Source organism: Microbacterium sp. CFBP 8794 (assembly GCF_014841235.1).
Lineage (GTDB): Bacteria > Actinomycetota > Actinomycetes > Actinomycetales > Microbacteriaceae > Microbacterium.
This window is the reverse complement of record NZ_JACYTT010000003.1, coordinates 27,004-46,987: the sequence shown is the minus strand read 5'-3', so window position 1 is coordinate 46,987 and position 19,984 is coordinate 27,004. Positions and strand designations below refer to the sequence as shown.

The 19,984-nt window shown below is 68.3% G+C and carries 19 protein-coding genes and 1 tRNA gene; 8 read left to right on the top strand and 12 right to left on the bottom strand.

The genetic code is table 11. From position 1 onward, the window contains the following. The first annotated feature begins 1 nt into the window (after position 1). Complete coding sequence (locus tag IFU19_RS07680) at positions 2-547, top strand: CGNR zinc finger domain-containing protein (RefSeq protein ID WP_244630819.1); 546 nt, start codon at positions 2-4, stop codon at positions 545-547. Here the strand turns inward: IFU19_RS07680 and IFU19_RS07675 are convergent. Genes IFU19_RS07675 through IFU19_RS07665 form a run of 3 tightly spaced genes read right to left on the bottom strand, consistent with a single transcriptional unit; the run spans position 527 to position 5,042 of the window. Next, positions 527-2,788, bottom strand: a complete 2,262-nt coding sequence (locus tag IFU19_RS07675) for a heavy metal translocating P-type ATPase (protein ID WP_342030314.1) — start codon at positions 2,786-2,788, stop codon at positions 527-529. The genes IFU19_RS07680 and IFU19_RS07675 overlap by 21 nt on opposite strands. Further along, complete coding sequence (locus IFU19_RS17005) at positions 2,785-4,839, bottom strand: cytochrome c oxidase assembly protein (RefSeq protein WP_191916763.1); 2,055 nt, start codon at positions 4,837-4,839, stop codon at positions 2,785-2,787. Before IFU19_RS17005 ends, IFU19_RS07675 begins: the two co-directional genes overlap by 4 nt. Then, on the bottom strand, positions 4,836-5,042 hold the full coding sequence (locus IFU19_RS07665) for a heavy-metal-associated domain-containing protein (RefSeq protein WP_191916762.1): 207 nt from the start codon (positions 5,040-5,042) through the stop codon (positions 4,836-4,838). The genes IFU19_RS17005 and IFU19_RS07665 overlap by 4 nt, the downstream gene beginning before the upstream one ends. A 122-nt stretch (positions 5,043-5,164) precedes the next feature. On the opposite strand from IFU19_RS07665, the gene IFU19_RS07660 reads away from it, so the two are divergent. Both IFU19_RS07660 and IFU19_RS17000 read left to right on the top strand, forming a co-directional pair. Beyond that, positions 5,165-5,542 carry a BlaI/MecI/CopY family transcriptional regulator gene (locus IFU19_RS07660; RefSeq protein WP_192013375.1) on the top strand — a complete coding sequence of 126 codons (378 nt, stop codon included), beginning with the start codon at positions 5,165-5,167 and terminating at the stop codon, positions 5,540-5,542. Next, complete coding sequence (locus IFU19_RS17000; protein WP_192013374.1) at positions 5,539-6,348, top strand: M48 family metalloprotease; 810 nt, start codon at positions 5,539-5,541, stop codon at positions 6,346-6,348. Before IFU19_RS07660 ends, IFU19_RS17000 begins: the two co-directional genes overlap by 4 nt. Here IFU19_RS17000 and IFU19_RS07650 read toward each other — a convergent pair. Continuing rightward, positions 6,325-6,693, bottom strand: a complete 369-nt coding sequence (locus IFU19_RS07650) for a winged helix-turn-helix transcriptional regulator (RefSeq protein ID WP_191916759.1) — start codon at positions 6,691-6,693, stop codon at positions 6,325-6,327. The genes IFU19_RS17000 and IFU19_RS07650 overlap by 24 nt on opposite strands. Positions 6,694-6,750: 57 nt before the next feature. Here IFU19_RS07650 and IFU19_RS07645 point away from each other — a divergent pair, with 57 nt between their 5' ends. Both IFU19_RS07645 and IFU19_RS07640 read left to right on the top strand, forming a co-directional pair. Then, a complete protein-coding gene (locus IFU19_RS07645; protein ID WP_191916758.1) occupies positions 6,751-7,581 on the top strand; it encodes an SDR family oxidoreductase in 831 nt (276 codons plus the stop codon). Positions 7,582-7,695: 114 nt separating this feature from the next. Then, positions 7,696-8,469, top strand: a complete 774-nt coding sequence (locus IFU19_RS07640) for a DsbA family protein (RefSeq protein ID WP_192013373.1) — start codon at positions 7,696-7,698, stop codon at positions 8,467-8,469. A gap of 26 nt (positions 8,470-8,495) precedes the next feature. Here the strand turns inward: IFU19_RS07640 and IFU19_RS07635 are convergent, their stop codons facing one another. After that, positions 8,496-9,467 carry a GlxA family transcriptional regulator gene (locus IFU19_RS07635; RefSeq protein ID WP_192013372.1) on the bottom strand — a complete coding sequence of 324 codons (972 nt, stop codon included), beginning with the start codon at positions 9,465-9,467 and terminating at the stop codon, positions 8,496-8,498. A 128-nt stretch (positions 9,468-9,595) separates the two neighbouring features. On the opposite strand from IFU19_RS07635, the gene IFU19_RS07630 reads away from it, so the two are divergent. Then, positions 9,596-10,234, top strand: a complete 639-nt coding sequence (locus tag IFU19_RS07630) for an isochorismatase family protein (RefSeq protein WP_192013371.1) — start codon at positions 9,596-9,598, stop codon at positions 10,232-10,234. Positions 10,235-10,779: 545 nt separating this feature from the next. Here the strand turns inward: IFU19_RS07630 and IFU19_RS07625 are convergent. Next, positions 10,780-10,869 (bottom strand) — tRNA-Ser (locus IFU19_RS07625). A 258-nt stretch (positions 10,870-11,127) separates the two neighbouring features. Between IFU19_RS07625 and IFU19_RS07620 the strand changes: the two genes are divergently transcribed. Next, entirely contained in the window at positions 11,128-12,081 is a 954-nt protein-coding gene (locus IFU19_RS07620; RefSeq protein WP_055833405.1) for an L-lactate dehydrogenase, read from the top strand. Between the two features lie 455 nt (positions 12,082-12,536). Beyond that, positions 12,537-13,904, top strand: a complete 1,368-nt coding sequence (gene radA / locus IFU19_RS07615) for a DNA repair protein RadA (RefSeq protein ID WP_191916753.1) — start codon at positions 12,537-12,539, stop codon at positions 13,902-13,904. 412 nt (positions 13,905-14,316) lie between these two features. Here radA and IFU19_RS07610 read toward each other — a convergent pair whose 3' ends face one another. From IFU19_RS07610 to IFU19_RS07585, 6 genes are all read right to left on the bottom strand, one after another. Continuing rightward, positions 14,317-14,727 carry a hypothetical protein gene (locus IFU19_RS07610; RefSeq protein WP_055833399.1) on the bottom strand — a complete coding sequence of 137 codons (411 nt, stop codon included), beginning with the start codon at positions 14,725-14,727 and terminating at the stop codon, positions 14,317-14,319. A 93-nt stretch (positions 14,728-14,820) separates the two neighbouring features. Beyond that, positions 14,821-15,537 carry a FadR/GntR family transcriptional regulator gene (locus IFU19_RS07605; protein WP_055833396.1) on the bottom strand — a complete coding sequence of 239 codons (717 nt, stop codon included), beginning with the start codon at positions 15,535-15,537 and terminating at the stop codon, positions 14,821-14,823. A gap of 25 nt (positions 15,538-15,562) precedes the next feature. Next, positions 15,563-16,342 carry a 3-oxoacyl-ACP reductase gene (locus IFU19_RS07600; protein WP_192013370.1) on the bottom strand — a complete coding sequence of 260 codons (780 nt, stop codon included), beginning with the start codon at positions 16,340-16,342 and terminating at the stop codon, positions 15,563-15,565. 81 nt (positions 16,343-16,423) lie between these two features. Further along, entirely contained in the window at positions 16,424-17,779 is a 1,356-nt protein-coding gene (locus tag IFU19_RS07595; protein WP_192013369.1) for an aldehyde dehydrogenase family protein, read from the bottom strand. Continuing rightward, the gene (locus tag IFU19_RS07590; RefSeq protein ID WP_192013368.1) at positions 17,776-18,570 is read right to left on the bottom strand and encodes a gamma-glutamyl-gamma-aminobutyrate hydrolase family protein; all 795 of its coding nucleotides are present in this window, start codon (positions 18,568-18,570) and stop codon (positions 17,776-17,778) included. The genes IFU19_RS07595 and IFU19_RS07590 overlap by 4 nt, the downstream gene beginning before the upstream one ends. After that, the gene (locus IFU19_RS07585; protein ID WP_192013367.1) at positions 18,551-19,906 is read right to left on the bottom strand and encodes a glutamine synthetase family protein; all 1,356 of its coding nucleotides are present in this window, start codon (positions 19,904-19,906) and stop codon (positions 18,551-18,553) included. The genes IFU19_RS07590 and IFU19_RS07585 overlap by 20 nt, the downstream gene beginning before the upstream one ends. Between the last annotated feature and the right edge of the window lie 78 nt (positions 19,907-19,984).

Genomic DNA, 19,984 nt, shown 5'->3' with positions numbered 1-19,984 from the left:
CATGACCGGACCTGCCCTCGCCGCCGATCTGGTCACCCTGGTGGGACGGGGATGGGACGACGAGAGGGCGACCAGCGTGCTCACCCGCCACCACATCCGGCGCATCGACCTCGACGCCGACGCTTCGCACCGACTCGCCGCTTGGTCGGCTCGCCTTCGTCCTGTGTTCGCGACACATGGCGTCGATGCTCGATGCGCGGCCATCAACGCCTTGCTCACCGAAGGCACGGCTCAGCCGTACCTCACCGCTCACGACGGACTTCGACCTCATCTGCATTTCGCCGCTGAGGACGACGACGTCGTCGCGAGGGTCGCAGCGGTCACCGCCGGCGGGCTGGCACTCTTCGCTGTAGAGGCGGGCGGGAAAAGACTCGGGATGTGCGCTCGATCGGGATGTACCGTGGCGTTCGTCGACACGAGCCGGAACGGGCTACGCAGCTACTGTTCGACAACCTGCGGCAACTACGTGGCCGTCCGACGCCACCGCGACGCGGAGACGATCACCAGGACGCACAGCCGCCGCCGGTCACTGCCGGGGACGCTGTGAGCGCGGAGTGTAGTTGCGAAGCCGCAGGCTGTTCCAGACAACGAAGACCGACGACAGCGACATGGCCGCTGCGGCAATCAGCGGGTTCAGCAGTCCGGCTGCGGCCAGAGGAATCGCGGCGATGTTGTACCCGAACGCCCACACGAGGTTTCCGCGGATGGTGTTCAGCGTGCGCCGCGAAAGACCAATCGCGTCGGGAACGACCGAGAGATCATCACGCACCAAGATGATGTCCGCGGCTTTCAGGGCAACGTCGGTGCCGGTGACGACAGCCATCCCGAGATCCGCTCCCGCCAGCGCCGCCGCGTCGTTGATCCCGTCTCCGACCATCGCGACGTGGCGACCGGAAGCCCGCAGCTCGGCGATGACCTGCGCCTTCTCGACAGGGGTCACCTGGGCGCGCACCTCGTCGATGCCGACAGCATCGGCGACCCGCCGAGCGGCGGCATCGTCATCGCCGGTGAGAAGAATAGTCCGCATACGGAGCGCCGAGAGGGCCGCCACCGAACGGGCGGCGCTCTCACGGATGCGATCCTCGACGGCGAAGACCGCGACCGCAGTTCGGTCCCGGACCAGCACGATGGGCGAGGCTCCCACCGCGCGTGCGCGGTCAACTGCCTGATGGAGCTCGGGCGGCAACTGCACGTCCAGATGAGCGCTGAGTCGGGGACCGCCGATGGCCACCTGCGCACCGTCGAGCTGCGCTTCGACACCCAGCCCTGCGAGCACACGAAAGTCCTCTACCGCCGGTAGATCCTGCACACTGTTCCGAGCATGATCGACGATTGCCACGGCGATGGGATGAGTCGAGCCCGATTCCAGGGCTCCGGCGATACGCACCGCCTCGTGGGAGGATCTTGCATCAGCGAAGGTCTGCTCAACGACGCGCATAGCGCCTTCCGTCAGCGTTCCGGTCTTGTCGAGCACCACGGTGTCGATTCGCCCCGACGCTTCCAACGCTCCCTGTCCCTTGATGAGGATGCCCAGTTGCGCGCCCCGCCCGACGCCCACCATAAGCGCCGTGGGGGTCGCTAGCCCGAGTGCGCAGGGGCAGGCAATGATCAACACCGCTACGCCGACAGAGACAGCATGGGACGGATCGGCGCCGGCAAACAGCCACACGACCGTCACGACGGCGGACAGGACGACGATCGTCGGCACGAACCACTGGACGATGCGATCGACGAGGGACTGGATACGTGCTTTCGATTCCTGTGCGCGTTCTGCCATCGTGGCGAGCTGAGCGAGCTGGGTGCGCGTCCCCACAGCTGTGACGAGGATCACGAGTCGGCCGTCGGTATTGACCGTTCCCGCCATGACCGCTGTTCCCGGACCGGTTTCGCGCGGCGAAGGCTCGCCGGTCATCGCGCTCGTGTCGACGGCCGCCCACCCCTCCGTGACCTCGCCGTCGATCGGCAGAGTCTCGCCCGGAAGGACGATGGCCGTATCGCCGAAACGCACCTCATCGATCGACACCACCACATCGACGCCGTCTCGGCGCACGCGCGCGGTCGTGGGTGCGAGCGCTGAGAGGGCGTCCAGAACGTCGCCTGCCTTGCGCCGCGACCGCGCTTCGAAGTAGCGTCCCGCGAGCTGGAAAGTGGTCATGCCCGCCGCGACATCCAGGTAGATGGCATTCGCCCCGGCCGGCGTGGGACCGTAACCGATCCAGTAACCCGGCGTGCCGTCACCGATCAGCACCGTGACCAGCGCCCATCCGAACGATGCGGCGATCCCGAGCGACACTAGCGTGTCCATGCTGACGGCACCGTGCCGGAGATTTCGAAGTGTGGCTCGGTGGAAAGGCCAGGCCGCCCAGGTAACGATGGGCACAGCGATCGCGATACAAAGAAGCTCCCAGTTCGGAAACCTCCACGCCGGCACCAGCGCCAATATCAGCGTCAGGTCCATCAGCGGAATGGTGAGCAGAGCCGCCACCACCAGCCGTCGTCTGAGCCCCGTGATCCGCGTGTCGTTGCTGCGCTTGGTCCATTCGTCGTCTGCCTCGCCGCGCACCTCGGCGTGGTACCCGGCGCGAACGACAGCATCGATGGCATCGGCCCCGCGCGCAGCATCCAGCCCCTTCACCACAGCGCGTTCGGTCGCATAGTTGACGACGGCCTCGACGCCATCGATCCGGTTGAGCGCGCGTTCCACGCGTCCCGCGCACGCAGCACACGTCATTCCCGAGACATTCAGCTCAAGCGGGGAAGCAGCAACAGTGGGTTCAGTAGGGCTCACGAAGGTTCCTTTTTCTGCGCGGGCGTCAAAGCCGGGCCGTTAGACCGTGCCGAGCGAAGGGCGAGTTCGTTCAGCATGTGGTTGTACATGTCGAACTCGTCGTCGACGCCGGAGTCAAGGTGACGATCGACGCGCTGGGCTTCGCGGCTATCCTGGCGCGCCCATTGGATGCCTAGCGCGATCACGACAAAGACCAACGGCAGCTCACCGCCGGCCCAGGCGATACCGCCCCCGAGGTACTGCTGAGCCAGCAGGTCACCCATCCATGGGAAGTTCAGGGTTCGGTAGAAGTTTTCCGCGATCGGCACCGTTGCCGTCATGAGGATGATGCCGAAGAACGCGTGGAAGGGCATCGCCGCCAACACAAAGCCCAGCTTGCCGATAGCGGGCAACGGCCTGGGCGGACGGTCGACGCCGATCACGAGGCCATAGAAGAGGTAGCCGACGACCAGGAAGTGCAGGTTCATTGCCTGGTGCGCCCAGTGGAACCGGATGATCTCCTCGAAGAGCGGGGAGAGGTACAGCGCATAGTACGAGCCGATGTAGACGATGAAGACGAGCACGGGACTGTAGATGACGCGCGTGCCTGGCCAGTGAAGGACGGCGGTGATCCATTCCCGCGGGCCCGCTGGCTCACCCCGCGGATGCGGTGTCGTGGCGCGGAGTAGAAGCGTGACGACACCGCCGAGGACGAGCAGCACGGGTGCGAGCATGTTCAGGCTCATGTGAACGATCATGTGGACGCCGAATTGCGCCCCGGCGTATTGTCCGAGCGCCGAGCTCGTAGATACGACGACGACGATCCAACCCAGGATCCAGGCCACCGTCCGCCCCGCGGGCCAACGATCGCCTCGACGGTGTAGTCGTCTCACCGCAGCGAGGTAGAGCACCACGGCGACGACGGAGATCACCACGAACAGGATGTTGGGCCGCCATTGCGTGAGCCACATCATCGGAGTCGGCGCCTTGTCGAGAATGTCGAAACCGAAGAAGATCTGCGAGATGTTGGTCGTCACGAAGTACTGAGGCGGCGGCACGCGCGTCATCGCGCCACTGATGCCGATGTACGCTCCCGCCAGGAGGACGAGTCCGCCCAGCACGCTGACGATCCGCCGATCAGTCCATCGCCCTCGCCGCAGCCAGAGAAGGCTGATGACGACCCCTACGGCCAGAAGCACGGCGGCGCGAAGCAGCAGAAGCGTTCCGGTGGGATTCGCCTCCGAGGGGCCCGCCATTTTGAAGAACGCCAGGATCGTCTCGCTGGCGACGAGGACAACCCAGCAGATGCCACTCAACCACCCCGCCCGAATCAGTGCCCGCGGGCGCAGCAGTCGGCCGGTAGAAACACGGACCGCAAGGATGATGGCCGTACCGAAGAGCACCGCAGCGGCGAGGGTTTGAAAAATGGCCGCGTCCGAACCGAAATCGTGATCTGCCCCCACCTGGACCTGATGGACCAACACCGGCGCCAATGCCGAAAGCGCGCAGAGCAGGGCGATAGGCAGGAGGGACGCCCACTTTTGCGCGAACAGCGCGATCAGCGAAGCCACCGTCATCGCAATGAAGACGAAGAACCACGCCTTCGGCAGGTAGGCGCCCTCAACGAGATAGGCGAGCGCACCCGGTTCTGCGAGCCGCACGATGCTCACACCGTTCGCGTCGGCTGCATCGACAGGGACGAGCGCTGCCGCCGCCACCATCCAGGTCAGCAGCGCATACCTCAGCACGCGCAGCTCGAGCCCGGCGACGCTCTCGAGAGCACGCGACCGGGGTGCTGCGAGGACAAACAGAGCGACCACGAGCGCCCCGATCGCCGTCCAGGATGCCCCATCGGCAACAACCCTGAGAGAGGTCGAAAGGAGCGCGGTGAAGTCACCGGGGTAGCCTCGCGACAGCTTCTCGTAGCTGGCTGAACCCATGGCGGCCGCGGTCACTATGGGAGGAGCAGCGACCAGTACCGCCGCGACCGTCATGACGACGCCAATGCTCGCCGACGATCTCCTGATCCGCGGCTCGTCGTATGCGGCCAGCGCTGAGGCGGCCTCGGTCACATGCGAACGGAGTAGCCGGCCTCTGCCACGGCAGAGACGACGTCCTCCACGACCAGGCGGTCGTCATGCTCAACAATGGCCTGACCGTCGGTAGCGCTCGCGCTCACGGCGACCACTCCCTCCAGCGAGCTCACAGCGCTCTGGATGGCATGCTCACAGTGCTCGCACGTCATCCCCTCGATCGAAAAACGACTCTGCGTCATGGCGCACATCCTCTCTGGTCGTCAGGCGACGAGCTCAGATCAACTCTACATCCGGTCGAATAAAGCGGTGATGCTCGCATCTCGATCTCCACCACAGGTAGAATTTCTGCCGGAGGCCGATCATGAGCGGAACACGCAACCGCGGGCGCGGGGAACTGGAAGCGGAAGTGCTGGCGATCCTGCGAACCCATGCGGAGCCCGCCGGAGCCGCCGACATCCAGTCGGCATTCACGGAGCCAACCCCCGCATACACGACGATCCTCACCGCCCTCGATCGGATGATCGAGAAGGGCGAGGTAACCCGCCACGCCGAGTCGCCTCGCAAGGTACGGTTCGCCGCGCGGCTGTCGGCCGCCGAGAATGCAAGCGATTCAATGCATCGCGCGCTCAAGAGCACAGACGATCGCCGTGCCGCCTTGCTGCAGTTCGCCGGCGACTTGGACGCTGACGACGTCGACATGCTGCGCTCCGCACTGGGCAAGAAGCGTCGCGCGACGTGATCGCGCTCGGCGCCTGCGCACTCCTGACCATCCTGGCGTGGTGGGCAGGCCCGCGACTGCTGACATCGGGCCGATGGCAGGTCCGATACCCGAGCATTGCTCTGGCGGCGTGGCATGCGGCTCTCGGATTCGGCCTTCTGACAGCACTGGGTGCCGTCGGATGCACGGTGGCATTGGCCCTGCAGGCCCAGCACACGCAGGACGCCGTCGCAGGCGTCATTTATCACGTTGCCGGATGGGGCGCCCTCGCTGCCCTGGGGGCGGTACTTCTCATCGTCGGCGCGGGATCCGACGGCCTCGTCGGCGCCGGTGAGCGTACATTCGGCGAAGTACTGGCGCTCCCCCACACCAAGGCAACACTCGATGGACGAGTGTCGCTGTTGACGTGCCGCAGCGACGAGCCGTTCGCATGTGCCATCCCTGGACGTGACGCCGCGGTCGTCGTGTCATCCGCGCTACGCGAAATCCTGACCCCCGCCCAGCTCAGCGCCGTCGTCGCTCACGAGCTGGCTCACTTGCGCGGGCGCCATTACATGGCGCTGCGCATTGCCGAACTCCACCGTGCGTGTCTGCCTTCCTCCCGACGAGGTAGACAACTTCTGCGGGCAACAACTTTCCTCGTCGAGCTCATCGCCGACGACGCGGCCGCCCGCCGAGTCGGCGCGGTTCATCTCGCCAACGCGCTCGTGCACGTCGCCGATCAGACACAGGATCTGACGATGGAGCTTCGCGCCGAGCGGCTGGCTACCCGCCAGTGGACGCCGTCACGCAAGCTCACGACGTCAGGCGCGCTCGTTCGCCCCTGAACCCCTGAGCTCGTCGAGCCCCTCGGTGCGCGGGATTGTGAGCGCCCAGTGGTTCATTGCTTCGAGCACCGGCCGAAGCCGCTGTCCTGATTCCGTCAGCTCGTAGACAACCCGGGGCGGGACCTCAGCGAAGACCGTGCGCGTGACCAGTCCGTACTCCTCGAACCGGCGCAACCGATTCGAAAGGGTATGCGCACTGATGCCGATGAGACCGTTGCGCAGCTCAGAGAATCGCGCAGGGCCCGCGAGCAGATTACGCACGATGAGCGTCGCCCAGGGACCATCGAGCAACGTGAGGAATCTCGCGACTCCGCACTCCGGCCAGGGTTCATCTGAGAAGGTCATGCGGCATCCCATTAGTGCACTTGACGTAACCAGTGCATCCTATGCACTAATGGGAGCATGACCTACCTCATCCATGGCGCCACCGGCGCCCAAGGTGCCCCCGTTCATGCCGCGCTCGCCCGCTCGGGCGCGTCTGTTGTCGCCGCCGTTCGTGACCCCGCCGCCTTCGACGGCGACGCCGTGGCCGTCGATTTCTCCTCCGTCGGCTCGCTGGCTGCTGCGTACAGCGGCAAAGAGGGCGTCTTCATCCATCTCCCGATCGGCAGCCCGGACCAGCAGCTCGCGCACGCTCAGGCGGCCGTCGCCGCTGTCGATCGTGCACGCCCCCAACGCGTCGTCGTGTCGACCAGCGGCTACTCGACCGAGGGCGACGGTGCAGTTGCGGCCCTCATCGAGGGCCTGAAGGGAACCGGCGTTTCCTTCGCTACAGTCGCACCTCGCCTGTTTCTCGAGAACCTGCTGCTGCCGTTCGTCGTGGCATCCGTTCGCGACCAGGGCGTGTTGCTGTACCCGATCCGTCGCGATTACGCCGTGTCGTGGAGCTCGCATCTCGATGTGGCCGACGTCATCGCGGGCCTGCTCGTGCGCCCCGACGTGACGGGAACAGTCGGGGTCGGCGCATTGCCCGGCCTCGTCGGCGACGACCTGGCGGCGGCGTTCGCGCGTTACTTCGACCGCGATGTCACATTCGAGGCGCAGGATCCGGACGCATTCGGGACGCTCCTCGCCCCCCTCATTGGCCAGGACGGTACGGACGCCGTCGTGGCTTCGTACCACTGGCGAGCGACCCAGGCTGACGAAACCATCGAGAGTGACAGCAGCGCCCAGCGGCGGCTCGGCGTTCGCCCCCGCTCCGTGGAGCAGTGGCTTCGCGACCTCGGAGTCTGAGCACGGTGAAGGGTCGTGTCGGTGCCACGTCGGCACGACCCTTCACCCCTCCCACCGAGCCCACATCTCTACGTGACGTAGATTAGACATCGGGCGAGAAAAGGACTACACGACATGGCGAATAAGAAGCGACCTTCTGTCGCGTCACAACGTCTGCAGAGCGACATAATGCACGCAACGGAGGCGAAGGCACTTCGTCGCAGACGTGCCACCATTCAGATTGCCGTGACTGGCGGGACGCTGATCGTGGGCGTGGCGGCCATCGCGGCCGTGGTCCTGACGCAGCGCGCAATGAACGACGTAGTACCGCCGTCCTCACCGCCGGCGGCATCGGTGCTCTCGCTCGCGGACATGCCGCTGACCATCGGCCCCGACTTCGTCCGAGTGGGTGCCACGGATGCCAGCGTCACCCTCTCGCTGTACGAAGACTTCTCCTGCCCGCATTGCCAAGAGTACGAAACGGCTGTCGGACCGACCCTCGATGAACTCGTCGCGACGGGCGAGGTGGCAGTCGTCTACCACCCGATTCGTGTGGTCACGAACTACGGCAACCGAGCGGGGAGCGCTGCAACCTGCGTCGCTGAAGGCGATCCGGATATGTGGCCCACGGCACACGCTGGCCTCTTCGCTCTCCACGATGCAACGACGGACGGGTGGAGCAACGATCAGCTCCGCGACTATCTCGTCTCACAGGGCGTGACGACCCCCTCGGTTCTCGAGTGCGTCGAGGAGGGGCGATATGAGAACTGGATCGATGCCAACACTGACGCGGCCCTCGCCGCAGGGGTGACGGCGACACCGACGCTCATGATCAACGGCGAACGTTCCGAGATGCTCGACGCCTCCGAACTGCGACGTGTCGTCGAGGGCCTTCTTGCCGAACAGTAATCAATCGCCGGGCGAGTGGTTTCTTCTCAACTGACCATCATCGCCGCGCCAGAGCCGCGCGCATCGAAGCGACGCCGATAGCTCGACGGCGTGCAGCCGAAAGCCACCAGAAAGTTCTGGCGTAGCGTAACGGGACTTCCGAATCCGCAGGAAGCCGCGATCTGATCGACCGTCAGGTCGGTCGTCTCGAGCAAGCGTCGGGATTCGTCGAGGCGCCGCGAGCGCACCCATGCCGCGGGGGTTGTGCCGGTGGCCACGCGGAACGCACGCACAAAGGAGCGGCGACTCATGTGCGCCTGGGTCGCGAGCGCGTCGACATCGACATCATCGCCCAGGTGAGCGAGCGCCCATTCCAGCGCCTCTCCGATCGGATCACCGGTGAGGTCTACCTGAACCGGGTGCTCGATGTACTGGGCCTGACCACCCTCACGGTGCGGCGCGATGACCAGTGACCGCGCCAGTCGATTGGCTGCCTCTGCGCCGAGCCTGGAGCGCACGATATGGAGACAAGCATCGAGGCCCGAGGCTGTGCCCGCAGAGGTGAGCACATCGCCGAGGTCCACGTACAACGACGATGGATCGACCTCGATGTCAGGGTGCCTAGCTCCGAGCTCGTCCGCCGCGCGCCAGTGAGTGACGGCGCGGCGCCCGGCGAGCAGGCCCGCGTCCGCTACGACGAACGCCCCCAGACAGAGGCCAGCGATGAACGCGCCGCGGGAGTGGGCCGCGCGCAGCGCTTGCCCGAGGCCAGGGCTGATCTCCTTCCCCCGCCGCTCCCACGCGGGGAGGACAACCATGTCGGCGTCCTCGGTCGCCGACAGTCCCTCAATTCCGGAGACAGAGTAACCCTCAGCCGTGCGTATCGAGCCGGCAATGTCAGAGAAGAGCGTCGTATGCCATGGCGCGAGACGATGCCGTGCCACCTCATCGAAAACAACCTGCGGAGTCGACAGATGGAACATTGTCGCCCCGTCGAACGCGTAGATGGCGATCTTCATCTGCACTCCCGCCCTTGGCCTTTTCCCATCGTAATTAGTCTTTTGCGCCAATGGCATAGCGCGGGCCTTGAGGCGAGCATTGATGACGCGCAGCATCCAGGCTGCCCGTCGTCCAGGAGTGAATCACCATGACAAACCCGCATCGCGCCTTGATCTTGGTTGATGTGCAGCAGGAGTACTTCGACGGCCCGTTGGAGATCCAGTTCCCGCCACACGCCGACTCTCTCCCCCGAATCACGGCGGCAATTGATGCCGCCATCGCCGCCGGCCTCCCGATCGCGGCCATCCAGCACAGTGCAGGCGAGGGCGCTCCTGCTTTCGACCCCATAAGAGATCGCTTCGCTCTTCACCCCGAAGTCGAAAGCCGCGCCAACACAGAGTGGAAGCGCATCGTCAAAGCACATGCGGCCGTGTTCAGCGGGACGGATCTGCTCGACTGGCTTCGTGCCCAAGACGTCGACACGATCACGCTCGTGGGTTACATGACCAACAACTGCATCATTGCGTCGGCCGCAGAGGCCGAGACCCACGGGCTCGCCACCGAAGTCCTCTCGGACGCCACGGGCGCAATCCACATCTCAAACGACGCGGGCTTCGTGGACGCCGAGACTTTACACACAACCCTGATGATCCTCCTCCATTCCAACTTCGCCGCTGTCGCAACCACACAGCACTGGATCGACGCAGTGTCGGTTGGAGCGTCTGTCCCGGTAGGCAACCTCGGTCAGTCCGCTCAGATGGGCGCGCAGCAGGCGGCGAAGCGATGACCGGTCGACGCTCGTTGCGCTTGCTGCTCGCCACTGCCACAGGCATCGCGCGCCGCGCAGCGGCGACACACCGAGCCGTACTGGTCGAGTACGACGTCATCCCAGAGCGCGCACCCGCGGCGCTGAGCACACGCCGAGTTTCGATGCTCAGCCCCGAACCCCCACGTCGATGATCTCCGCCGTGGTGAGGTGATCGCTCCCGATGCGCCCCGGATGACGGTCGCGAACCTCACCGCCGCAGCCATGACCAACCAAACAACCGTCGTTCGGTAGAAGGGATTGCCGTCGAACCAGCGGGGCTCGCTTGGGCGCTCGCGTACTTCAATCCACGGCAATGTCCAGTTCCGGCGTCCGACTCTCGCGAGACCCGATCGACTCGACCCAGAAAAGCGGTATCAGGGCCAGCGAGGGGGCGACTGACCCTTCCAATACCTCGACTCCCCCCGTAACGGCAAAGGCATGTGCGAAAGCAGCTCGCGCAGTCGAAGCAAAGAAGGAAGCCCCGCGATCCCTGTCGTTCACAAGGGCTCGCGGGGCTTCTCAACTGGCGGTGACGGTGGGATTTGAACCCACGGTAGGGGTGAACCTACACAACATTTCGAGTGTTGCACCTTCGGCCGCTCGGACACGTCACCGCCGAACAGCTTACGACACTCGACGGGATGCCGCGAATCCGAGCGGGTCGACGGGCCCTCGGCGGCCACCCGCGCGGCCGAACTCCTGAGAAACCGGGCCGCCGACGCCCGCTACGGCGATGCGGAGCCCACCGCGCCCCACATCTCAGGACTTCGGCCCGGCTCGCACCGCCCGCACCGCCGAGCCCCCGGCATCCGTTCGTCCACCGTCGAAGCACCCCCCTGGAACCGGTTCGCGACCGCTGCCAGGATCGGAGCATGAGCGTGATCGAGAACTCCAAGCTGACGGTCGTGGGCGCGGGAAGCGTGGGGGCGAGCGTGGCGTACGCGGCCCTCATCCGCGGATCGGCGCGGCACGTCGCGCTCTACGACATCGCCACCGAGAAGGTCGAGGCCGAGGTGCTCGACCTCGCCCACGGCACGCAGTTCACCGGCACCAGCGACATCACCGGCGGCAGCGACGTGTCGGTGGCCGAGGGGTCGCACGTCGTCGTCATCACGGCCGGCGCGAAGCAGAACCCGGGCCAGACCCGTACCGAGCTCGCCGCCACGAACGCCGGGATCATCCGCGACATGATGCCGAAGCTGCTCGAGGTCGCGCCGAACGCCGTCTACGTCATCGTCACGAACCCCTGCGACGTGCTCACGGTGCTCGCGCAGCAGGCGACCGGCCTGCCGACGCGCCGCATCTTCGCCTCGGGCACGGTGCTCGACACCTCGCGTCTGCGGTGGCAGCTCGCCCAGCGGGCGGGGGTCAGCACCGCGAGCGTGCATGCGTGGATCGTCGGCGAGCACGGCGACACCGAGTTCCCCCTGTGGTCGACCGCCACGATCGGATCCGTCCCCATCACCGAGTTCGAGCTGCCCGGAGGGGGCCGCTTCACCACGGAGGAGTTGGATGCCATCGCCGTCGACGTCCGCGATGCCGCGTACAAGGTCATCAAGGGCAAGGGGGCGACGAACTACGCGATCGGCCTGTCGAGCGCGCGCATCGTCGAGGCGATCCTGCGCGACGAGCACGCCATCCTCCCCGTGAGCACCGTGCTGCAGGACTTCCACGGCATCGACGGCATGGCCCTGTCGGTGCCGTCGATCGTCTCGGCCCGCGGCGCGGTGCCCCTCGCCGGCACGCCGTTCTCCGACGCCGAGCTCGGGCTTCTTCGCCGCTCGGCCGACGCGTTGACAACGGTGGCGGAGTCGCTGCGCGACTGACGCGGGGCTCTGCACGGCGGGGCCGGGCGCCGGGTCCGGCGCGGCGCGGCGGTTCGCGCATAAACGCTGTCCCTGCGCATAAACGCTCTCTCACCGCGTTTATGCGCAGGATTGGCGTTTATGCGTGGGGGCCGCCGGCAGCGGGGCCCGGATGCCGCCCCGGCCCAGCTCGCCGCCGCGCCCGGTCGGGCCACACCCGCCCCGGCCACACCGCCGCCCAGCCGAGCCCACGCCCCGCCTGGCCGCACCCCCGCCCGGTCGCACCCGGCCGCGCTATACCTCGAGCCCGGCGCGGCACGGTGACTCACCCATAAACGCTGTTCCTGCGCATAAACGCTCTCTCACCGCGTTTATGCGCAGGAAGGGCGTTTATGCGCGAGCGGCCGGCCGACAGCAGATCCCGGATGCCGCGGCCCGGCACCGGCGATGTCGGAGGCCCCGCGTAGCCTGATGCCATGGCATCCCGACGTCCCGCTGCAGCCCCTGCTCCGTACCGCTGCACCGAGTGCGGGTGGACGACGCTGAAGTGGGTCGGCCGATGCGGGGAGTGCCAGTCGTGGGGCACCGTGGTCGAGGCCGCCGAGCAGACGGGGATCGTCCGATCGATCGCTCCGGTCGCTCCGGGCGCGGCCCGGATGGCCCGGCGCATCACCGAGATCGACACGCAGGACGCCCCCCGGCGCACCAGCGGCGTCGGCGAGTTCGACCGCGTTCTGGGCGGCGGCATCGTTCCGGGGGCGGCGATCCTGCTCAGCGGCGAACCCGGCGTCGGCAAGTCGACGCTGCTGCTCGAGGTCGCCGCGCAAAGCGCCCGCGCGGGTCGCCGCGTGCTCTACGCCAGCGGTGAAGAATCCGCCGCCCAGGTGCGGCTGCGCGCCGAGCGCACCGGCGCGCTCCACGAAGAGCTGTTCCTCGCCGCCGAGACCGACCTGGCCACGATCCTCGGGCACATCGACCAGGTCGAGCCCGGCCTGCTCATCGTCGACTCGGTGCAGACGGTGTCCTCCTCCCACAGCGACGGCGCCGCGGGTCAGCCGGCGCAGGTGCGCGAGGTCGCGTCGGCGCTCATCCGTGTCGCGAAAGAACGCGGGCTGCCTGTCATCCTCGTCGGCCACGTCACCAAAGACGGCTCGATCGCCGGACCCCGCATCCTCGAGCACCTCGTCGACGTGGTGTGCCACTTCGAGGGCGACCGGCAGACGTCGCTGCGCTTCGTGCGCGCGCTCAAGAACCGCTTCGGCCCCACCGACGAGGTCGGCTGCTTCGACATGACCGGCACCGGCATCTCCGAGGTGTCCGACCCGAGCGCCCTGTTCCTCGGGCACGGCGAACCCGAGCCGGGCACGTGCGTCACCATCGCGATGGAGGGCCGCCGCGCCCTGCCCGTCGAGATCCAGGCACTCGCCGTGCGCCAGACGGCACCCAACCCGCGGCGCATCGTGAACGGCGTCGACTCGTCGCGCGTGGCGATGGTCCTCGCCGTGCTCGAGAGCCGCATGGGCCTCACCCTGTCCGACCGCGACGTGTACGTCTCGACCGTCGGAGGGGTGCGCCTGGTCGAGCCCGCGGCCGACCTCGCCATCGCCATCGCGGTGGCCAACGCCGTGAAGAACCGCAAGGTGTCGAAACGCCTCGCCGCGATCGGCGAGTTGACGCTCACCGGCGAGATCCGCAACGTCACGCAGGCCGCGCAACGGGCGTCCGAAGCCAAGCGCCTGGGCTACCACACGGTGCTCGACGCCTCGTCGCGCAAGCTCGCGCAGGCGCTCAACGAACTGCAGGTGCGCGGCATGCCGCGCGACGACAGCGAACCGGGGTTCTGAGCCACTCGGACCGACGCCGCGACCCCGCGGTCGCGGCACCGCGGTCGAGGTGCTTCCGTCAAAGTGCCGTGGTCGAGGCGCCGCGATCTCGACGCCGCGCTCAGGCGCCGCGGTCGAGGTCCCGCGACGGCAGGGTCACGCTGCGCTGAGCAGCGGACGACCCGAACCGGGCCGGGTGAGGGCGTGAAAGATCCCCCGGAAGATAAACCCGCGTGGTCGATCAGCGACCGGGAGGAGCGGCCCGCCGGCGGCGGTGCGGCGACGTCATGCCCAGAACCGCGGGGATGACAAGTCCGGCGGCGCACACGGCACCGGCGATCAGGAACTCCATGTCCCCGAGTCTTGCACGCGTCCTTCACCCGCGCGAGTCTGATACTTCACCCTCGAGCGCGGGCCGGTCCGCGGTCGGGTCTCAGGCGTCGAGCGCGGCGATCAGATCGGCGGGCGACGCCTGGATCGGGTGCGGCCCCGCGATGTCGAGGAACACCGAGGTGATGGCATCCTGGTGCGCTCCGAGGAACGCGCGCAGCCACTGCGGCGACTGCAGCGCCACGTGCGGCGGCAGCGTCTCGGGCTTGTGGGCGGCGTCGCTGAACAGCAGCAGTGCGATCTCGCCGGAGTCTGGGTCGCGGTACGTCCACACCTCGCCGACGTCGAGCGGGTTGTCGGGGTCTCCCGCGCTCATCAGCGGAACCACCGTCGGGCCGTGCCGCAAGGCGAAGGCGATCGCCGCCATGTCCTGGGTCTGCAACGCATCGGTCAGCGCGGTGTTCTTGAAGTCCACGGCGACCTTCTTCCCCTTGCGCTTCTTGCCTCCGGCCATCCTCCGAGCCTAACCGCGGCTTCTCGGCTCCGCGGCGACGCGTCGCAGAACCGCACCGCGCGGCCGGGCGACTCGAGGCCGAAGCCCCGCTCGCTACGCCAGGAACCCGCGCAGCAAGGCCTCCGACCCGGCCAGGTGATCCCGCATCGCCGCGTGGGCGGCATCCGGTCTCCCGGCCAGGATCGCCGACACGATCGCCGCGTGCTGCGAGGTCGAGTGATCGATGTTGCGCGGCAGCAGGGGGAACGTGTCGAGCCAGGCGTTCACGCGCGCCCGGTTGTCGGCGACGAGGGGCACGAGTGAGGGGATGCCGGCGAACTCCGCGATCGTCAGGTGCAGCAGCGTGTCCAGGCGCCGGTAGTCCGCGCCGGAGGCCGTGGCCGCCGCCTCGTGCCGAGCCCAGAGCACATCGCGCTCGTCGGCCGACAGCGCGCGGCCCGCGGCGGCCCACGCCGCCCCGGTCTCGAGCACGCCGCGCAGCGAGATCACGTCGGCGAGCTCGGTCGGCGCCACCACCGCGGGCTCCGACGGACGCGGCACGGGGTCGATCACGAACGTGCCGCCGTAGCGTCCGCGCCGCGTCTCGAGCCACCCGGCGTCGGCCAGCTCGCGGATCGCCTCGCGCACGGTGTCGCGACTCACGCCGTACAGCGCGGCGAGCTCGCGCTCCGCCGGAAGGGACTCCCCGGGAGCGACCAGGCCGAGACGAACGGTCTGCACGATGCGCGCCGTGGTGTCTTCGAGCGCGTTGCCGCTGCGCACCGGCCGGTACACGGCTCGGCGCAGGTCGTCGAGCGGCGCGTCTGTCACCGTCTCAGCCTGTCATGTCACCGGTTCACAGGGGCGTGACGTAGGCGTTGGTGATCCCCCCGTCGACGACGAACGCCGTCGCGGTGATGAACGACGCGTCGTCGGATGCCAGGAAGGCCACCGCCGCGGCCATCTCGTCGGGCTCCGCGAACCGCCCCATCGGCACATGCACGAGCCGACGCTGCGCCCGCTCGGGGTCTTTGGCGAACAGTTCCTGCAGTAGCGGGGTGTTGACGGGTCCGGGGCACAGGGCGTTCACGCGGATGCCCTGGCGGGCGAACTGCACGCCGAGCTCGCGGGTCATGGCGAGCACGCCGCCCTTCGATGCCGTGTACGAGATCTGCGAGGTCGCCGAGCCGAGCAGCGCCACGAACGACGCCGTGTTGATGATCGACCCCCGGCCGGCGGGGACCATGTGCCGCAGGGCGGCGCGGGAGCAGAGGTAGACGCTCTTGAGGTTGACGTCTTGCACGCGGTCCCAGGCGGGCAGCTCGGTCGTCTCGATCGAGTCGTCGTCGGCGGGCGAGATGCCGGCGTTGTTGAACGCGATGTCGACGCTGCCGAGCTCGGCGGCCACGCCGTCGAAGAGGGCGTCGACCGATGCCTCGTCGGCCACGTTGACCTGACGGAAGACGCCGCCGACTTCGGCGGCGGCCGCGGTGCCGGTGGTCTCGTCGAGGTCGGCGATCACGACGCGCGCGCCTTCCGCGGCGAAGCGGCGCGCGGTGGCGAGGCCGATGCCGCTCGCGCCGCCCGTGACGATGGCGACGCGGCCGCCGAGACGCTGGGTGAGGTCGATGGTCATTGCGGGTGGTTCCTTTCGAGCGGTACCGCGTCCCCCTGTGTGTTCGGGGGCAAGTGGGGAATGGGGGTCAGGACGACGGGTTCACTCGGTGGCGTAGAACACGTTCTTCACCTCGGTGAAGTGCTCGGCGGCATCGGGACCCAGCTCGCGACCGAGGCCCGATGCCTTCATGCCGCCGAAGGGCGTCGAGTACCGCACCGAGGAGTGCGAATTCACCGACAGCACGCCGCTGCGGACGGCGCGGGACACCCGGATGCCACGGCCCAGGCTCTCGGTCCAGATCGAGCCCGCGAGGCCGTACGCGCTGTCGTTGGCGAGGCGGATGGCATCCGCCTCGTCGTCGAAGGGCAGCACGGCCAGGACGGGGCCGAACACCTCCTCGCGGGCGACGCGGTCGCCGGGCTGCGCCAGCACCACGGCCGGGGCGAACCAGAAGCCGTCGCCCTCGGGCGCGGATCCCCGGAACGCCACGTCGGCCCCGTCGAGGAACCCCTGCACGCTGGAGCGGTGCGAGGCCGAGATGAGCGGCCCCATCTGGGTGTCCTCGCGCGTCGGGTCGCCGACCTTCCAGGCCGACACGGCGGGCTCGAGCAGCTCGAGGAACCGGTCGAAGACGCTCCGCTGCACGAGCAGGCGGCTGCGGGCGCAGCAGTCCTGCCCGGCGTTGTCGAACACGGAGCCCGGGACGCCGGCCGCCGCCTTCTCGAGGTCGGCGTCGGCGAAGACGAGGTTCGCGCTCTTGCCGCCGAGCTCGAGGGTCACCGGTTTGAGCATTCGCGCGCACCCGGCGGCCACCTCGGTGCCGACCTCGGTCGAGCCGGTGAAGACGACCTTGTGCACGTCGGGGTGCGACACGAAGCGCTGGCCCACGGCCGAGCCCGAGCCGACCACGACGCGGAAGAGCCCCTCGGGCAGCCCGGCCTCGAGCGCCAGCTCGCCGAGCCGGATCGCCGTCAGCGGGGTGAGCTCGGCCGGCTTGAGCACGACGGCGTTGCCCGCGGCGAGCGCCGGCGCGAAACCCCAGGCGGCGATGGTCATGGGGAAGTTCCACGGCACGATGATCCCGACCACGCCGTAGGGCTCGTGGTAGGTCACGTCGAGTCCTCCGGCGACCGGGATCTGCGACCCGATCAGGCGTTCCGGCGCCCCGGCGTAGTAGTTGAGCACCTGGGCGACGTGCTGCGCCTCCCAGCGGGCCGAGCCGATCGGGTGGCCCGAGTTCTTCACCTCGAGCGCGGCGAGCTCGTCGACGTGCGCCTCGACGACCCGGGCGAACGACCGCAGCGCGTCGGCGCGGGCGACGGGGGCGAGGGCTGCCCACGCGCGCTGAGCGCGCACGGCGTCGGCGACGGCGGCATCCACCTGGGCGAGATCGGCGCGCTCGAGGGTCGTGATCGGCGACCCGGTCGAGGGGTCGGTGACGGTGAACGTGCTCATGCGAGAGCTCCCTGGTGCTCGGAGGTGGAGATGTCGGCGCCGGAACGCGCGGCGCGATACGCCGCCGCCGCGGCGACGAGTCCCAGGAACAGCCGCCGGTCTTCGGCGTTCTCTTCGGGATGCCACTGGACGGCCACGAGGTAGTCGTCGCCCTCGGCCTCGACGGCCTGCACGAGTCCGTCGTCGGTGCGCGCCGTCACCCGCAGGCCCGCGCCCAGTCGGTCGACGCCCTGGTGGTGGTAGCTGTGGACGGTGAGCGATCCGGCGCCGACGAGACCGGCGAGTCGGGTCGAGGCATCCACCTCGACGACGTTCTCGGCGAAGACGCCTCCGCCCACGCGGTACCGCTCGGTGCCGAGGGCCTCGGGAAGGTGCTGGTGGAGCGTGCCGCCGAGGGCGACGTTGAGAAGTTGCAGCCCCCGGCAGATGCCGAAGATGGGGATGCCGCGCTCCCGCGCCCCCGCCAGGAGAGCGAGTTCCCAGGCGTCGCGGTCTGCGCGCGCCGGGTCGGTGAGCGGGTGACGTTCGGCGCCGTAGAGCTCGGGCTGCACGTCGAGGCCCCCGGTGAGGATGAGTCCGTCGAGCCCGTCGAGCACGGCGGCGGCCGCCCGCTCGGGGCGCGGCTGCGGCGGCAGCAGCACGGCGCTGGCCCCCGAGGCGGTGACGGAGTCGAAGTACTGCTGCGGCAGGAACGATGCCCGCACGTCCCACACGCCCTGCTTCGCTCGCTCCAGGTAGGTCGTGAGCCCGACGACGGGTGTCCGGGTCGGATCAGAGGCGCTCGAAACCACGCACCCGCTCCCAATCGGTCACGGCCGCGTCGAAGGCCTCGACCTCGATGCGCGCCTGGTTGAGGTAGTGCTCGACGACGTCGTCGCCGAAGGCGGCGCGGGCGATCGTCGACGCGCGGAACAGCTCCGCCGCTTCCCGCAGGGTCGTCGGCAGCGTGTCGACGCCCGAGGTGTAGGCGTTGCCCGAGAGGGGCTCGGGAAGCGGCAGCTCGTTCTCGATGCCGTACAGGCCGCCGGCGATGATCGCCGAGATGGCGAGGTAGGGGTTCACGTCTCCGCCGGGCACGCGGTTCTCGACCCGCAGCGACGAGCCGTGGCCGACGACGCGCAGCGCGCACGTGCGGTTGTCGACGCCCCAGGCCACCCCGGTGGGGGCGAACGAGCCCAGCGCGAAACGCTTGTACGAGTTGATCGTCGGCGCGTACAGCAACGTGAATTCGCGCAGGGTCGCCAAAATGCCGGCGATCCAGTGCTCCATGAGGGGGCTGAAGCCGTGCGCGCCGTCGCCCGCCATCACCGCGTCGCCGCCGTCGCCGCGGACCGACAGGTGGATGTGGCAGCTGTTGCCCTCGCGCTCGTTGAACTTGGCCATGAACGTCAGCGACTTGCCGTGGCGGTCGGCGATCTCTTTCGCGCCGTTCTTGTAGATCGTGTGGTTGTCGGCGGTCTCGAGCGCTTCGGCGTAGCGGAAGGCGATCTCCTGCTGGCCGAGGTTGCACTCGCCCTTCACGCCCTCGCAGTACATGCCTGCGCCGTCCATGCCGAGGCGGATGTCGCGCAGGAGCGGCTCGAGCCGCGTGGTGGCGAGCAGGTTGTAGTCGACGTTGTAGTCGGTCGAGGCGCGCAGGCCCGTGTACCCCTTGGCCCAGGCTTCACGGAAGGAGTCGTCGAAGACGATGAACTCCAGCTCCGTGCCCGCGTAGGCGGTGAGTCCGCGCTCCGCCAGACGCGCGCGTTGGGCGTTCAGGATGCCGCGGGGCGACTGCCCGACGTGCTGACGGTCCCCCCACGCGAGATCCGCCATCACCAGCGCCGTGCCCGGCTGCCAGGGGAGGCGACGGAGCGTGTCGAGGTCGGGCACCAGCAGCATGTCGCCGTAGCCCGTCTCCCAGCTCGACATGGCGTAGCCGTCGACGGTGTTCAGGTCGACGTCGACCGACAGCAGGTAGTTGCAGGCCTCGGCCCCGTGGGGCAGCACCTCGTCGCGCCAGAAACGCGCCGCGACGCGCTTGCCGACGAGGCGGCCCTGCGCATCGGGGAAAGCCACGACGACCGTGTCGATCTCGCCGGCCTCGATCGCGGCATCCAGTTCTGCGGTGGTGAGATTGCCCGCCATGGTGTCCCTCTCGCCTGCTCGTCGCGACCTCGCGTGCGGAGGTCGTAACGAGGAACTTACACGCCAAAGGTAGACAGG